The organism is Thermotoga sp. KOL6 (assembly GCF_002866025.1).
In the GTDB taxonomy this organism is placed as follows: Bacteria; Thermotogota; Thermotogae; order Thermotogales; family Thermotogaceae; genus Thermotoga.
On the sequence record NZ_LNDE01000001.1, the window covers coordinates 738767 to 754838 of the forward strand.

10 protein-coding genes are annotated in these 16072 nt (G+C 40.9%); 7 read left to right on the forward strand and 3 right to left on the reverse strand.

All coding sequences use genetic code 11. The features are described from left to right. Window positions 1-32: 32 nt before the first annotated feature. Together AS005_RS03945 and AS005_RS03950 are read right to left on the reverse strand one after the other, a co-directional pair. A complete protein-coding gene (locus AS005_RS03945; RefSeq protein WP_101510352.1) occupies window positions 33-1304 on the reverse strand; it encodes an ABC transporter substrate-binding protein in 1272 nt (423 codons plus the stop codon). 133 nt (window positions 1305-1437) lie between these two features. Then, the gene (locus tag AS005_RS03950) at window positions 1438-2454 is read right to left on the reverse strand and encodes a substrate-binding domain-containing protein (RefSeq protein ID WP_101510353.1); all 1017 of its coding nucleotides are present in this window, start codon (window positions 2452-2454) and stop codon (window positions 1438-1440) included. Between the two features lie 185 nt (window positions 2455-2639). Here AS005_RS03950 and AS005_RS03955 point away from each other — a divergent pair, with 185 nt between their 5' ends. Further along, entirely contained in the window at window positions 2640-5666 is a 3027-nt protein-coding gene (locus AS005_RS03955) for an alpha-mannosidase (protein ID WP_369819471.1), read from the forward strand. Window positions 5667-5857: 191 nt separating this feature from the next. Continuing rightward, window positions 5858-6040 carry a hypothetical protein gene (locus tag AS005_RS03960; RefSeq protein ID WP_101510355.1) on the forward strand — a complete coding sequence of 61 codons (183 nt, stop codon included), beginning with the start codon at window positions 5858-5860 and terminating at the stop codon, window positions 6038-6040. Window positions 6041-6064: 24 nt separating this feature from the next. On the opposite strand, the gene AS005_RS03965 is transcribed toward AS005_RS03960, so the two are convergent. Next, complete coding sequence (locus AS005_RS03965; RefSeq protein WP_101510356.1) at window positions 6065-7003, reverse strand: DUF4382 domain-containing protein; 939 nt, start codon at window positions 7001-7003, stop codon at window positions 6065-6067. Between the two features lie 308 nt (window positions 7004-7311). Between AS005_RS03965 and AS005_RS03970 the strand changes: the two genes are divergently transcribed. The 5 genes from AS005_RS03970 to AS005_RS03990 all read left to right on the forward strand — a co-directional run bounded on the left by AS005_RS03970 (window position 7312) and on the right by AS005_RS03990 (window position 16061). Then, window positions 7312-9753: a GH36-type glycosyl hydrolase domain-containing protein gene (locus AS005_RS03970; RefSeq protein ID WP_101510357.1), complete on the forward strand. Its 2442-nt coding sequence runs from the start codon at window positions 7312-7314 to the stop codon at window positions 9751-9753. Window positions 9754-9862: 109 nt separating this feature from the next. Next, window positions 9863-11203, forward strand: coding sequence for a GH1 family beta-glucosidase (locus AS005_RS03975; RefSeq protein ID WP_101510358.1), 1341 nt, complete (start codon window positions 9863-9865; stop codon window positions 11201-11203). 215 nt (window positions 11204-11418) lie between these two features. Continuing rightward, window positions 11419-12654 (forward strand): ABC transporter substrate-binding protein, encoded by a 1236-nt coding sequence (locus AS005_RS03980; RefSeq protein ID WP_101510359.1) that lies wholly within the window; start codon window positions 11419-11421, stop codon window positions 12652-12654. A gap of 60 nt (window positions 12655-12714) precedes the next feature. Next, the gene (locus AS005_RS03985; protein WP_101510360.1) at window positions 12715-15171 is read left to right on the forward strand and encodes an alpha-amylase family glycosyl hydrolase; all 2457 of its coding nucleotides are present in this window, start codon (window positions 12715-12717) and stop codon (window positions 15169-15171) included. An 8-nt stretch (window positions 15172-15179) separates the two neighbouring features. Continuing rightward, on the forward strand, window positions 15180-16061 hold the full coding sequence (locus AS005_RS03990; RefSeq protein ID WP_101510454.1) for a carbohydrate ABC transporter permease: 882 nt from the start codon (window positions 15180-15182) through the stop codon (window positions 16059-16061). Window positions 16062-16072: the final 11 nt, after the last annotated feature.

Here is a 16072-nt window from a genome sequence, read left to right on the forward strand (position 1 = left end):
CTATAAGGGAGGGTAGCACCCTCCCATAGATTTTATTCTCTCGACTCAACTTCTTTCATAATTTCATCATATGCTTCCTGGACCTCTTTTTGCGCATCCATTAATGCCTCTTCAACCGTTTTTTTACCGGTTAAAACATAATCACGAGCTTCAACAAGTTTATCCCAAAGCAACGCACCAACTGGAACAGGAGGTCTTATTTTGGCGTTTTGAAGCAGATCAACAAATACTTTCTGGTCGGGATCTTTTTTCAAAAATTCCTCGACAGCTGGTTTGTAAGTAGGAATGTGGAGAGTATCCACTGCGTATCTAACCTGTCCTTTGGTTGCGATAAAAAGTGCAAGCCTTGCAGCTTCCTTTGGATGTTTTGCTCCCCTCGGTATTGCAAGACTCCATCCTCCACACCAAGTAACGTTTTTCCCACTCTTGGTAGGGATACCTGCTATTCCATATTTGAAATCCGGGGGGGCAAACAAGCGAAGACCCGAAAGAGTCCAATTCCCATCGACAAGCATAGCGAGTTTTCCAGCAGTAAAAACGTTGAGGTCGCCTATTTGCATGGACGCAAAAGCATTCAAAGCTTCATATCCAAATCTATCAGCCCATTCCTTCTGCCATTTGTAAGATTCAATCACACCAGGATCGGTCGCAAAAACGAATTTCCCAGTCTTTTCATCGAAGACCTTTCCTTCAAATGCAAATATCCAAGTGTACGGCCAACCCTGGGCATACCAAGGAATGAATCCAACAGTTTCGTATCTTCCCCTCTTTCCCTCAACCGTTAATTTTTCTGCAACATCTATGAGTTCATAAATGGTTTTGGGAGGCTCTTTATAACCAGCTTTAGCGAGCAAATCAGGATTGTAGAACAAAACTCTTACATCTGTGTCAAAGGGAAGTGCCCACATTTTTCCATTGAATGTACATTCTCTAATTGCGAAATCGTAGAAATCCTTTTTCAAATTCTCAACATCCACTCCTAACTCTTTAAGGTAATCTTCCATAGGCTCTAAAACATTTTGAGCGGCTCTTTGTGGAATAGTGAACCTATCCAAGTAAACAAGATCGGGCCCTGTCCCAGCTGCAACAGCCGTAATGAGCTTTGTAGCATCTGTTTCTCCGGCAGGCACAACTACAACTTTCACTTTAATATCTGGATTTTCTTTCTCAAATTCCTTCACGATGGCGTCGATACTACTCTTGTCTGGATCTCTAGGAAGGGTGTGCCAGAACACGATCTCTGTTGCCGCTATCAAATAAGCGGAAAACAGCATCATCAAAAAAACCAGCAGAAATCTCTTCACGAAAACCACCTCCCAAATTGAAAATGATGTTTCTCCACCCTAATTCTACATGATCAAACCGGTATATACAAGTTATATCAAGTAAAAATAATAAGAACACAACGTTACTAGAAAGTTTCTCAAAAATAAACGATCACTTACACCCACAAGATTCTCTAATAACTAATTCTACATCCACTCTTTTTATTTTTTCTACTCTTTCTTTCTTGAGAATACTTATCAAAGTTTGAACAGCTTCTTCACCGACTTTTTCCAAATATTGTCTTATTGTAGTTATTGAAGGCAAAGTGATTTTTGAGAACGGTTCGTCGTCATAACCAAATACTTTGACATCATTTGGTACTTTTATTCCAAATTTGAGAAAATAACAGATCCCTCTTAAAGCAATCGTGTCGTTACAGAAAAAAACTGCGTCTATTTCTTTATTTTTCACGTAATCAACCAAGTTGATAAGATCCGCTCTCAAAGAAGGAAGCTTGAAGATCTCCGGCTGGTAACCAAGAGCTTCCGAAAGCCCACTGTATCTTTCCCTTACACTTATTATTGATAGATCCTCATGACTAACAAATAAAACTTTCCTGACATTATGAATTTGCACCATATGTTTTCCTATGAGAAACCCTCCTTTGTAATTGTCCGATAAAATGGTCGGGGTTGAAAAATTGCCAGGAATCGTTCGATCAACAAACACGACAGGAAATCCCTCATCAATTAGTCGACTGAGAAGCTCGTTGGCAGCAGAAGTTGCATAAGGCTCTATGATCAAACCATCTATCCCATATTTCAGAAGTTGAGATAAAGACTCTCTTTCTCTGTTTAAATCACCTGTTTGGTCGAAAACAAAATACTTCATATTTTCCATTGTAAGAGCTGATATTATTCCATACATGATTCTCCTATTGTGCACTATAACCCCAACTTTTTTATTCGAGAGAATGTTAGAATCATAAATAAAAGTCCCCACTCCAGGAACCCTTTTTATAATCTGTCTTGCCTCAAGCTCTTTGAGAGCTCTTCGTACCGTCATTCTTGTTGTGTTGAACTTTGCGGCTAATTCATTTTCTGAAGGGATTTTCTCACCAGGTTTTATTTCACCTTTCAATATTATCTCTTCTAAATAATTAATTATCTTCACGTATTTAGGAAGCATTTCAAACACTCCTTTCTATTCGTTTTCAAAATAAATTTTATCATTATGTTATGACGATTAACCAAATGTACAACAAGATGAAACATGTATATACTGGTATAATCCAGAAAAAAGATGTATAATTTTAACATCCGAATTAATTTTTTCGAAGGGAGGAAACAGCTGTGAATTATCATCTACTGAAAATGATATCAGAAATGTTCCCCTACATATTTGTTAAAAAAGTTCCCCTCACAAACTGGTTCTTTAGTGAAAACTCCTGCGATAAAAAACCTAGCAGATATGAAAAAACAGTCAACCCCGGTTTTGAGTGGAACTTTCATGCTGCCCCGGTGTGGTTCAAAAAGGAGTTAGAACCTATTTCAATTGAGGACGATCAAAAAGTTTACCTTAAATTGTGGTTTGGTGGTGAAACTCTTATCTTCGTGGATGGGAAACCCTACGGTGAGATCAACGAACACCACAGAATGCTGAATATAACTCCCTTAGCGGATGGGAAAACACATTTGATAGAAGCACAAACGGTTCCCAGAGGACTTTTCGGAAAGCCCGAGCATCCCATTTTTTCTGAAGCATACCTCCTTGTTATTGATGAGAAAATAAAAGAAGTGTTGAAGACACTCGAACTCACGATAAAGACAGCCGAAACAATCGATGACGAAGTACTTTCTAGAAAACTCATCAGATTGACTGAAAATTTCCTTTCGAAGATATGGATTCCGCGTGACACACAAACTTATCTGAAAGCTTCTCAAGAAGATCCAGGAATAAAAATGGAAATCCAAAATGTTTGGTCCAGCCCTGATTTTGGAGAATTCACCGGTATGAAACTCCCAAATGATTTGAAAAGAAACCTCATCGAAGAATTCGAAAAATTCAAAATCGAACTGGAAAAAGTGAAAAGGAATGGTCCTGGTTATGGAACGGTTCACCTCGTTGGGCATGCTCATATAGATTACGCATGGCTCTGGCCAGTTGAAGAGACAAAAAGAAAAATCCTTCGTACCTTCGCCAACTCGGTGTTGCTTTCAAGATTGTATCCAGAATTCGTCTACACTCAATCTTCTGCCCAGATGTATGAGGATCTCAAGAAGAACTCGCCGGAGCTCTTCGAAGAAGTCAAGAAACTGGTGAAAGACGGTCGATGGGAACCCGTCGGCGGCATGTGGGTAGAGGCAGATTGCAATGTTCCATCGGTGGAGTCTCTGGTGAGACAGTTCTACTATGGACAAAAGTTCTTCGAGAAGGAGTTCGGTAAAAAGAGCAAAGTTTGCTGGCTCCCTGACGTATTTGGGTTCTCTTGGATCCTGCCGCAAATTCTTAAAGGAGTTGGGATAGACTATTTCGTCACTACAAAGCTCAATTGGAACGATACGAACGAGTTTCCGTATGATATATGCCGTTGGAGAGGAATAGACGGATCAGAGGTTCTTTACTACAGTTTCAAAAATCCGAACGAGGGCTACAACGGAAAAATAGATCCGGACACTGTGTACAAAACATGGAAGAATTTCAGGCAGAAGGATCTCTTAGATAGTGTGCTTCTTTCTTTTGGTTACGGTGATGGTGGCGGAGGTCCAACGGAAGATATGCTAGAAAACTACAGAATAATGAAAAAGATACCCGGAATTCCAAGACTCGAAATAGGAAGCGTTGAAGAGTTCTTTGAAAAAACAAATCTCACCGAAGAACTTCCTATTTGGGATGGTGAACTCTATCTCGAACTTCACAGAGGAACTTACACTTCACAATCCAGAACGAAAAGATTACACAAGGAATCAGAAGATGCCCTTTACAAAGCCGAATTGATTTCTTCCTTGACAAACAAGGATTTCTCCGAAGAAATAGATGAGCTTTGGAAGATCCTTCTGAGGAACGAATTCCACGACATTCTACCGGGTTCTTCCATAAAAGAGGTTTACGAAACCACCGAAAAAGAACTATCCTACGTTGAAAAAAGAGCCAACACAATCGTAGAAGAGTCATTGAAAATACTTTCCGATGGTGATAAGAAAACACTTACACTTTTGAACGTCTCTTCTTTTCCAAGAAAATGCTACTTTTTCACAAACGAAAAATTGAATCTTTCCTCGGAGATCGGACCAGTTCTGAGACAGGCAACGCATGATGGAAGATACGTCTACTTTTTAGATTTTGAGTTGGAACCTTTCTCGAAAATCGAGTTGAAAGTCCAAGATGAGGAATCGCACGAAAAAATGCCAAAAAGAAACGATCTTTCTATGGAAAATGAATACTTGAAAGTTTCCGTGAATCCGGATGGAACGATCCAAATTTACGACAAGGAAGCAGACAGATACGCATTTGAAGATAGAGGAAACTATCTGAAACTTCACAAGAACATTCCGCCTCATTGGGATAACTGGGATATAGCCGAAGGTGTAGAAAAGACTGGATATCCTCTGAAGGCAAAAAAGATAGAAAAGATTGAATTCGGTCCTGTGAGGGAGGTTATTCGTGTCGAATACGAAGCAGAAGGCAGTAAAATTTTTCAGTACTACGTTCTATACAGGAAGAGCAAAAGACTTGATATAGAGACAAAAATCGACTGGCATACAAGAAGGGCTCTCCTCAGGGTGTATTTTCCCATCAACGTTCTGTCAAGAATCGCAAAATTCGATATCTCAGGTGGATTCATCGAACGGCCAACTCACAAGAATACGAAATTTGAACAGGCAAGGTTCGAAGTTCCGGGTCACAGATGGATGGATCTCTCACAAACAGATTTTGGTGTTTCTACTTTGAACGATGGAAAGTATGGATACAGTGTTCAAGAAAACATGGTTGGGCTTTCCCTTATAAAGGCCGGAATTTTCCCTGATTTTCTTTCTGACGAAGGACAGCATGAATTCGTCTACTCCGTCTACCCTCATCTTGGAAACGATTTGAGAGGTACTATAAAAGAAGCCGAAGAATTGAACAAACCACTTCTTGTTCATTTTGGAAAGCTTGATATTCCGTCACCTCTCCTAGAAATCAAACCTAGAAGCTTCAAGCTTACATCCTTTAGAAAAGCAAACGGAAAATTCATCGTAAGACTCGTTGAAATCTTTGGAACAGCCGGCAAACTTTCTATTAAGCTCCCTTGGAACAAGAGAATATACCTCACTGATCTTTTGGAGGAAAAAAGAGAGGATGTTCATTTTCCCATGAATTATCGTCCGTTCAAAATCTACACTTTCATTGCTGAATAACTATCCAATTTTCGCAGAACCAAAGAGCAGGGGTAACCCTGCTCTTTGTTATAACTAATTAAACTTCGTAAAATCCTATAAATAATACCTTAAGAGACTTTTTTGAGAAATTTTCTCAATTTGTCTCAAAACTATGCTATAAAAAGTTATGGAAAATCAAGGCGAAAAATCACAGAAAGGGAGGTGAAACTATGATGATCTTCTTGCCACCAGAAGTTGTAAGGGAAATACACGAAGAAAAGGTGAAAAAAGCGTTAGAAAATTTCAAAGCACAGGAACTTGAAAAATTTCTCTTAGAGGAGGGAAAGAAGGAAGAGAAGATTTCCTCTAGAAAAAGGAGGAGAAGAAGAGAAAAGGAGAGAGTGGAAGTATGAAAACTTCCACCCTCCCTTGTATTCTCAATCATCAAGTTCAAGAGTGATGTAGTTAGAATTCCAATAAGTTGTTATGGTCGCGTCATGAAGATAGAACACCTCGGATGCCTGTGGAGTTAAACTTTGTAGTTCAAGAGCAATTTCTTGGTTTACACCTTCTAAGTAATCTTCATCTATTTCCATTTCTTCCTCCCCAGTTTCTGAAGACTCGCTTGTTTCCTCACTGAAAATATTATCAAAATTGTCGTACACATAGATTGTGTAGGTTGCTTCCTTCAAATCTTCAAAGCCAAACTCGTCATCCGTTATCTCAAGATCAACGAGAGTTCCAGCAGGAGTGTTACCTTCAAAGAGCGCAACAAGATACATATTCTCTCCTTCTAGTGCTACACGTCCCTCAACCTCGTATCTGTATCTGTGTTCTTCTTCTTGTTCGTATTCATGTCTTTCCCGATGGTAAGGTACAATAACGGGCCTGAGAATATACTCGCTGTTGTTTCCTGTTTGAACAATCTTCAAAGATCTTGCAACATCGAAGTCCAAAACGATTTCACTACCATTTTGAACTATTACAGGTTTCACGATCTTAATTTTTTCAGATGGTATCCTGACAGAAATTGTTCCACTGGATGTTACCGCAGTTGCAGAAGATTGCAGGTTTATCTTTATCCATTGCAACATCGCTCCTTCTGGGAGTTCCATTTCAAAAAACTGTGTTTCGGTGCCTGCAAGTGAGAGAAGATCGAATTCATCATTGAAAAGGGTAGCGGTTGCTGTGTAACCTTCATCGTTTAAGGAATAATGATACTCTACATCCGAAACCTTCACCCAAAGCGCTTGAAGATCAAAGGCTGGATTGTCCGTGAGATACACAGGAACCTTGGTGAAACTGCCTCCACTGTTGAGCAAGACGCATCCAGATACCAATCCAAGAATTAGAATACTCCACAGAACGTACCTCATACTTTCACCTCCTTTCGTCGGTTATTTTAACTCTAAATAATTATATTTGTCAATAGTTATCAACACTATGATGTATAACGGTCGTTGTATTACTTTATAATAAACTTTATTTCTGTATCTATAAATTTATCAATATTAAATATATCTAAGTAACACTAGAAAGAACCATACGAAAATAGAAGAAAAAGATTTCTTTTCGATGATATTTGTCTTTATTTGTTTATGATATGATGCCTTTAAATTTCGTATGAAAATATTTTCAGAGTACAATTGTTTCGATGAGAAAACAAAGAAAGAAGGTGATAGTCATGAGATTCGGGTGTTTTGATGATGAAAACAGAGAGTATGTCATCACAACCCCGCAAACCCCTTATCCTTGGATAAACTACCTCGGAACGGAAGACTTTTTTTCTATCATCTCTCACATGGCAGGGGGCTATTGTTTTTATAAAGACGCGAGACTCAGAAGAATTACAAGATTCAGGTACAACAATGTTCCAACGGATGCAGGCGGAAGATATTTTTATATAAGGGAAGAGAACGGAGATTTTTGGTCTCCCAGTTGGATGCCTGTGAAGAAAGAACTTTCCTTCTTTGAAGCGAGACATGGTCTTGGATACACAAAGATTACGGGTGAGAGAAACGGATTGAGAGCCATCGTGACTTTCTTTGTTCCCAAAAACTTTACAGGAGAAGTTCACCATTTGGTTCTTGAGAACAGAACAGGTGTTCCAAGAAAGGTGAAACTTTTCTCGTTCGTAGAATTCTGTCTTTGGAACGCCTTGGATGATATGACAAATTTCCAGAGAAATTACAGCACAGGAGAAATAGAAATAGAGGGTTCTGTTATCTATCATAAGACAGAATACAGGGAAAGAAGAAATCATTATGCGTTTTATTCTGTAAACCATCCTATCGATGGATTCGACACGGATAGAGAATCTTTCATAGGTTTGTATAACGGATTCGAAGCTCCACAAGTTGTTGTGGAAGGGAAACCGAGAAATTCTGTGGCGAGTGGTTGGTCACCGATTGCTTCTCATTACTTAGAACTTGAAATTTCTCCTTTTGAGGAAAAAGAGCTCATTTTTATTCTTGGATACGTTGAAAATCCCGAAGAAGAAAAATGGAAAAAACCCGGTGTTATAAACAAGAAACGTGCAAAAGAAATGATTGCAAAGTTCAAAACGAGTGAAGATGTGAGAAAGGCTTTAGATGAATTAAAAAAGTATTGGGACGATCTTCTTGGACGTATACAAATAAAAACACATGATGAGAAGTTAGATAGAATGGTAAACATCTGGAATCAATATCAATGTATGATTACCTTCAATATTGCAAGAAGCGCTTCTTATTTTGAATCTGGAATAAGTAGGGGAATAGGATTCAGGGATTCGAATCAAGATATACTCGGTTTTGTTCACATGATTCCAGAAAAAGCCAGACAGAGAATCCTCGATCTTGCCTCTATTCAATTCGAGGATGGGAGCACTTACCATCAATTTCAGCCACTCACGAAAAAAGGAAACAACGAAATCGGTGGAGGATTCAACGACGATCCATTGTGGCTCATCCTTTCAACGAGCGCTTACATAAAAGAAACAGGAGATTGGAGTATCCTCGACGAGGAAGTTCCTTTCGACAATGACCCAAACAAAAAGGCAACCCTCCTCGAACACTTGAAACGGTCTTTCTACTTCACAGTGAACAACCTTGGGCCCCACGGACTTCCACTCATTGGGAGAGCAGATTGGAACGACTGTTTGAACTTAAACTGTTTCTCCAAAAATCCGGACGAATCGTTCCAAACCACAGAAAACGCTCTTGATGGAAGGATAGCGGAATCGGTCTTCATAGCCGGCCTTTTCGTCTTAGCAGGAAAGGAGTTTGTAGAAATCTGTAGACGTCGTGGGCTTAAGGAAGAAGCAGAAAAAGCTGAAGAGCACGTCGACAAAATGGTAGAAACAACTTTGAAATACGGATGGGACGGAGAATGGTTCTTGAGAGCGTACGATGCATTCGGGAGAAAAGTGGGTAGCAGAGAATGCGAGGAAGGAAAGATATTCATAGAACCCCAGGGAATGTGTGTCATGGCTGGGATAGGAGTAGATAATGGATACGCCCACAAAGCTCTCGATTCTGTAAAAAAATATCTGGATACTCCTTACGGTCTTGTACTTCAACAACCCGCCTACAGTCGTTATTACATAGAACTCGGTGAAATATCGAGCTATCCCCCAGGCTACAAAGAAAACGCTGGTATTTTCTGTCACAACAACCCTTGGGTGGCGATCGCCGAAACTGTTATAGGTAGAGGAGAGAGAGCTTTTGAAATTTACAGAAAAATCACTCCAACTTATCTTGAAGAAATCAGTGAAATTCACAGAACAGAACCCTACGTCTACGCACAGATGGTGGCGGGAAAAGACGCTCCAAGGCACGGTGAAGCAAAAAATTCTTGGCTTACAGGAACAGCAGCCTGGAGTTTTGTGGCAATAACACAGTACATTCTTGGCATCAGACCTACATACGATGGACTGATGGTAGATCCCTGCATCCCCAAAGACTGGGATGGGTTCAAAGTCGTGAGGAAATTCAGAGGAACTACTTACGAAATCACGGTGAAGAATCCTGCCCATGTATCCAAAGGAGTTAAAGAAGTATTCGTTGACGGGGAAAAAATAGAGGGAAAAATCCTGCCTTTGTTCGATGATGGCAAAGTGCATAAAGTAGAGGTTGTAATGGGATAATTACGCACTTCCAAGCTTTCCGATATAACGAAGGGGAGATCCCCTTCTTTTTTTGTCTCAAATCATGGTAAAATAGTTTGGTAAACGAACCATACCAAAGAACGAGGTGATGAGCATGAAAAAATTTCCCGAAGGTTTTTTGTGGGGAGTAGCAACCGCTTCTTATCAAATCGAAGGATCACCCTTGGCGGATGGAGCTGGTATGTCCATTTGGCACACATTTTCTCACACACCTGGAAATGTGAAAAATGGAGACACAGGGGACATCGCTTGTGATCACTACAACAGATGGAAAGAAGACATCGAGATCATGAAAGAGTTGGGAGTAAAGGCTTACAGATTCTCAATCAGCTGGCCTCGAATCCTTCCTGAAGGAACTGGAAGAGTGAATCAAAAAGGAATAGATTTTTACAGTAGGATTATAGATACTCTTTTGGAACAAGGAATTACACCATTTGTGACCATTTATCACTGGGATCTACCTTTTGAACTTCAACTGAAAGGCGGATGGGCAAACAGAGAAGTGGCAGATTGGTTCGCCGAGTACTCGAGAGTTCTCTTCGAAAACTTCGGTGATCGTGTGAAACATTGGATAACATTGAACGAACCTTGGGTTGTCGCCATCGTTGGCCATCTCTACGGGGTGCACGCACCCGGAATGAAGGATATCTACGTAGCCTTTCACGTTGTTCACAATCTTTTAAGAGCTCATGCAAAGTCGGTGAAGATTTTCAGGGAAATAGTGAAAGACGGAAAGATAGGAATTGTCTTCAACAACGGATACTTCGAACCTGCAAGTGAAAAAGAAGAAGACGTTAGGACCGCTGAATTTGCTCACCAGTTTACCAACTATCCGTTGTTCCTGAATCCAATATACAAGGGAGACTATCCCGAACTAGTTCGCGAGTTCGCCAGGGAATTTCTTCCAAAAGATTACAAGAAAGACATGGAAGAAATTCAAGAGAGAATAAATTTCGTCGGAATAAACTACTACTCGGGTCATATGGTGAAGTACGATCCCAAATCACCTGGCGGAGTTTCCTTTGTGGAAAGAGATTTACCAAAAACAGAGATGGGATGGGAAGTCGTACCAGAAGGATTGTATTACATCTTGAAAGGTGTAAAAGACGAATACAACCCAGAGGAAATATATGTTACGGAGAATGGTGCCGCATACAACGATGTAGTAAGCGAAGATGGAAAGGTTCACGATCAGAACAGAATAGATTATCTGAAGGCGCACATCGGACAAGCTTGGAAAGCGCTTCAAGATGGGGTACCACTGAGAGGATATTTCGTTTGGTCTCTCTTAGACAACTTCGAATGGGCAGAGGGATATTCGAAAAGATTTGGAATCGTGTACGTAGATTACCAAACCCAAAAGCGCATCATAAAAGACAGTGGACACTGGTACGCTAACGTTATCAAAAATAACGGTTTAGAAGATTAAAAGCGGGGGTTCCCCCGCTTTCTTTTCTAACATACCTGATTTCCCGAGGTATTTATCCATTTCCACCAAAAACTTCCGATTATTTTCAGTTAATGAAGAAAATCTTTCCCGTTCTCTCGATTTCTCGTTTTACATTTTCGAGTGAGTATGGCAAAATATCAAATAGGTTAATTTGATTACAACGTCATTTAACTGATACTTAAGGAGGTGGTTTCATGAGAAAGTATTTAGCGTTAGTGCTCGTTGCTTTACTTGTTGGTGGGCTCTTTGCTGTAAAAATCACCATGACATCTGGAGGGGTAGGAAAGGAGCTCGAAGTCCTGAAAAAACAGATCGAAATGTTCCACCAACAGTATCCTGACATTGAAGTGGAAATCATTCCAATGCCTGATAGCTCAACGGAAAGACACGATCTCTACGTCACTTACTTCGCAGCTGGGGAGACCGACCCAGACGTCCTTATGTTGGATGTCATTTGGCCAGCGGAATTTGCTCCATTTCTCGAAGATTTGACAGCAGATAAAGATTACTTTGAACTCGGTGAATTTCTCCCGGGAACTGTGATGTCAGTTACCGTTAACGGAAAAATCGTTGCCGTTCCATGGTTTACAGATGCGGGTCTTCTCTACTACAGAAAAGATCTTCTGGAAAAGTACGGCTATGATCATCCACCACGAACATGGGACGAACTGGTTGAGATGGCGAAGAAGATCTCCCAAGCTGAAGGTATTCACGGATTTGTGTGGCAAGGTGCGAGATACGAAGGGCTCGTTTGTGACTTCCTCGAATATCTATGGTCCTTCGGAGGAGACGTTCTCGATGAGAATGGAAACGTAGTGATTGATTCCCCACAAGCCGTTGACGCTCTCCAATTCATGGTGGATCTCATTTACAAACACAAGATCACTCCTGAAGGCGTCACCACTTACATGGAAGAAGATGCAAGGAGAATTTTCCAAAACGGTGAAGCCGTTTTCATGAGAAACTGGCCCTACGCTTGGTCTCTCGTAAACAGCGATGAATCTCCTATCAAAGGAAAAGTCGGTGTATCACCTCTCCCAATGGGACCTGGTGGAAGAAGAGCCGCTACACTTGGTGGATGGGTGCTCGGTATAAACAAATTCTCTCCACCTGAAGAAAAAGAAGCAGCAAAGAAACTTATAAAGTTCCTCACAAGCTATGATCAACAACTTTACAAAGCGATCAACGCTGGACAAAATCCAACCAGAAAAGCCGTTTACAAAGATCCAAGGTTAAAAGAAGCAGCACCCTTCATGGTAGAACTTCTTAGTGTCTTCATAAATGCCCTCCCAAGACCAAGAGTCGCTAACTACAGTGAAGTTTCTGATGTGATTCAAAGGTATGTACACGCTGCTCTAACGAAACAAACAACCCCGGAAAAAGCAATAAAGAACATCGCAAAAGAGCTGAAATTCCTTCTCGGTCAGTAACCGGAAGCGAGGGGGAATCCCCTCGCTTCTTTGAACCATCGATCAAGGAGGAAAATAGAGATGGCAAAAGCGATAACGTTGTTGTTGTTGTCTTTCCTCGTCATACTGGCATTTTCCTTTTCTTGGAATGATCTTGTTTTGTACGAAATAATGATAGACAGATTCAACGACGGTGATCCCTCCAACAACAATCAAGGATACTATGAGTACGACCCAACTAATCCCGCGAAATACAGCGGGGGGGATTTGAAAGGGATTCTCGAAAAAATAGAGTATATAAAAGGGCTCGGAGTTGACGGAATATGGATAACCCCTCCCGTAGCCAACCAATGGTGGGATCCCTGGGTAAACTACGGGGGATATCACGGTTATTGGGCGAGAAATTTCAAACAGGTGGATGAGCACTTCGGGGATTTGGAAGTCTACAAAGAACTCTCTCGGGTTCTGCATGAAAATGGAATGGTTCTCATCCAAGACATCGTGGTGAACCACGTGGGAAACTACTTCAAATTCGTTAACGGTCATTTCATCCTAAACAAAGGTAGCGTTCCTACCTCAGCTCCAACACAGTTTCCTTTCAACATGAACGATTACAACAATCCTGAGCATCGAGAAAAAAACATCTATCACTGGACTCCCGATATCACCAACTATTCAGATCCCAAGCAGAGACTTTACTATCAATTAGCGGGGCTTGATGATCTCAACACAGAAAATCCCTTGGTCAGAGACGCTCTGAAAGATTCTTATGTTTTTTGGATAAAAGAGGTTGGCGTTGATGGATTCAGGGTGGATACCGCTATGTACGTACCAAAGGATTTTTGGAGAGATTTCTTTCTTGGAGAAAACGGAATAATGAAACAGAAAGACGATTTCATCGCCTTCGGTGAGGTCTGGCTTACTTCTCCACCAAAAGATGATACCGCTGAAAGAGAAATAGAAACATATTTCGAGTACGGTTTCAATGCAATGCTAGACTTTCCTCTCGCCGAAGAAATAAGACGCGTTTTGAAAGGTGGTAAGCCCACCTCCTGGCTTGCTTACAGAATAGAGAGGAGAAACGAGATTCTGAACAAGGGATTGCTCGTTACTTTCATAGACAATCATGATATGGAAAGATTCGCTAAGGGGACAGATCTACCAACGCTCAAAATGGCTATAGGTTTCCTGATGACACTCCCTGGTATGCCTGTGATCTATTATGGAACAGAACAAATATTCGAAGAAACCCGTGCTTCCATGTTCGCAAATGGATGGGGCTCAAAGGGGAAGGATCATTTCGATCAAAATAGCCCTATGTACGAGTTCATAAGAGAGGCCATCAATTTTAGAAAAGATCATCCTGCAACAAGATACGGCAAGGTAGTACCCATTCTCTCCAACGATGAGAACGCAGGAATTCTGGTTTATGAGCTTCAAAGTGAGGAAGAAAATCTTCTTGTTGTCATGAATACATCCGGCGAAGATAGAATCAGAGTAACTCCTTCTTCTCTCCCCAAAGTAGCGGAATCTGTGTTTACAACATCCTCTGAAAAAGCTAGAATAGTGAATCAGAAAGATTCGACCGTTTTCATCGTTCCAGCAAAGAGCTTGACTGTTTTTAAGGTAAAATCTGATATTTCCAGTATTGGAGAAACCAAAATAAAACTGTCTGCCAACGTAGATTTCACGGGAGATAAAGTGAGGGTATGGGGAGATACTAACGGCAGAAGAGTGTACATCTATGTTGACGGAACTTACAAGATACCTGGTGAAAAACTCGATCTGAGCAATGGTAAGTTTGAAGTTTTCATCGATCCCTACAAAATCGGTCCTGGAAAGCATTTTGTGATTTTGAAAACCTATGGAAGAACTCCCAAAGAAGTGCTTTACTCCGAAGAACTCTGGTTCGAAATCATCATACCAACAAAAAAGCTTCTAGAACTCAACGATCTACCAGGTGACGATCATGGGCCGTATGGAAGATATTTGTACCCAACAGATTCCACTTTCAAACACCAAATGGATGTATTAGGGATAAGAGTCGAAAAAATGGGTCCAAATCTCATCATTTGGATAAAACCTCGAGAAATAACGACCAGCTGGAATCCTCCACTCGGTTTCGACCATGTCACTTTCCAGATCTTTCTTGATGATCCTTCAAAAACCGGAAAGAAAGTATTACCGTTCCAAAACGCTTCAATAGACGACTGGGATTACGAAATTTTTGTAACTGGTTGGAATTCTGCTCTTTTCTCTTCAGAGGGAGCGGACGAAGAGCATTTTGGAACGCAAATTGGTTCTCCGGAAGTCGTAGTCAAAGACGGCTGGATCAAAATTATTGTAAAAGGCAAACAAATAGGCTCACCGTCGACCTTTGAGGGATGGAGGATATACGTCACCACCTGGGATTACGACGGTGTTGAAAACAGGTTCAGACCGATCGAAAAAGAACCCAAGGCTTACATATTTGGTGGTGGTAGTAACAAAGATCCCTACATTATGGACGACATATGGATACAAATCGAGGAGGATTGAAAAAGATGATGGAAAGAAGAAGTGGTTGGACAGCGTTTTGGATGATTTTGCCGACCATTCTCATAATCTCAGTGGTAGCGTTCTTTCCACTCTTTAAAACCTTTTACGATAGCTTTTACAGCTTTGGGTTGAGACCGGGTATAGTAAGAAAGTTCGTGGGACTTCAGAATTACTTTAGATTGTTCCAAGATACAAGATTCTTGATGGCGTTGAAAAATACCGTTTTCTTTACCGTCGTTTCCGTGGCTCTGGAAACTGTTCTTGGTGTCCTAATCGCTCTGGTTGTTCATCAAAAATTCGCTCTGAGAGGTGCTGTGAGGGCTGCTATGCTCGTCCCATGGGCAATTCCAACGGCTATTTCCTCCCAAATGTGGCGATGGATGTTCCACGATCAATACGGTATCATGTCGAGACTTTGGGAAAAGCTGGGAATCGTGGAACCTGGAACACCAATCCTTGGAACACCGGGTTTAGCCATGTGGGCAATCATATTTGTTGATGTGTGGAAAACAACTCCATTCATGGCTCTTTTGATACTGGCAGGGTTACAAGTGATTCCCGAAGATATATACGAAGCAGCCAGAATAGATGGTGCGAATACCATCCAGCGATTTTTCAGGATCACACTTCCTCTTATAACTCCAACAATAGGTGTTGCGTTAATATTCAGAACTTTGGATGCTCTACGTGTGTTCGATGTCGTGTACATCATGACACGTGGAGCGGTAAACACAGAAACACTAGCAGTTTACAACAGGCACGTACTAATGGATAGAGCGTTTACAGGTGCATGGTTTGGATACGGCTCTGCCATTTCTGTGTTCATATTTGTCCTCATATCCATATTCGCAATCATTTACATAAAGTCTTTGAGACTCAAGTTAGACTGAGGAGGGAAAAC

Excerpts from the sequence above, each read along its gene's own strand:
- AS005_RS03950 (WP_101510353.1), bottom strand. The coding sequence starts at position 2,454 with ATGCTTCCTAAATACGTGAAGATAATTAATTATTTAGAAGAGATAATA.
- AS005_RS03955 (WP_369819471.1), top strand. The coding sequence starts at position 2,640 with ATGATATCAGAAATGTTCCCCTACATATTTGTTAAAAAAGTTCCCCTC.
- AS005_RS03960 (WP_101510355.1), top strand. The coding sequence starts at position 5,858 with ATGATGATCTTCTTGCCACCAGAAGTTGTAAGGGAAATACACGAAGAA.
- AS005_RS03965 (WP_101510356.1), bottom strand. The coding sequence starts at position 7,003 with ATGAGGTACGTTCTGTGGAGTATTCTAATTCTTGGATTGGTATCTGGA.
- AS005_RS03970 (WP_101510357.1), top strand. The coding sequence starts at position 7,312 with ATGAGATTCGGGTGTTTTGATGATGAAAACAGAGAGTATGTCATCACA.
- AS005_RS03975 (WP_101510358.1), top strand. The coding sequence starts at position 9,863 with ATGAGCATGAAAAAATTTCCCGAAGGTTTTTTGTGGGGAGTAGCAACC.
- AS005_RS03980 (WP_101510359.1), top strand. The coding sequence starts at position 11,419 with ATGAGAAAGTATTTAGCGTTAGTGCTCGTTGCTTTACTTGTTGGTGGG.
- AS005_RS03985 (WP_101510360.1), top strand. The coding sequence starts at position 12,715 with ATGGCAAAAGCGATAACGTTGTTGTTGTTGTCTTTCCTCGTCATACTG.
- AS005_RS03990 (WP_101510454.1), top strand. The coding sequence starts at position 15,180 with ATGGAAAGAAGAAGTGGTTGGACAGCGTTTTGGATGATTTTGCCGACC.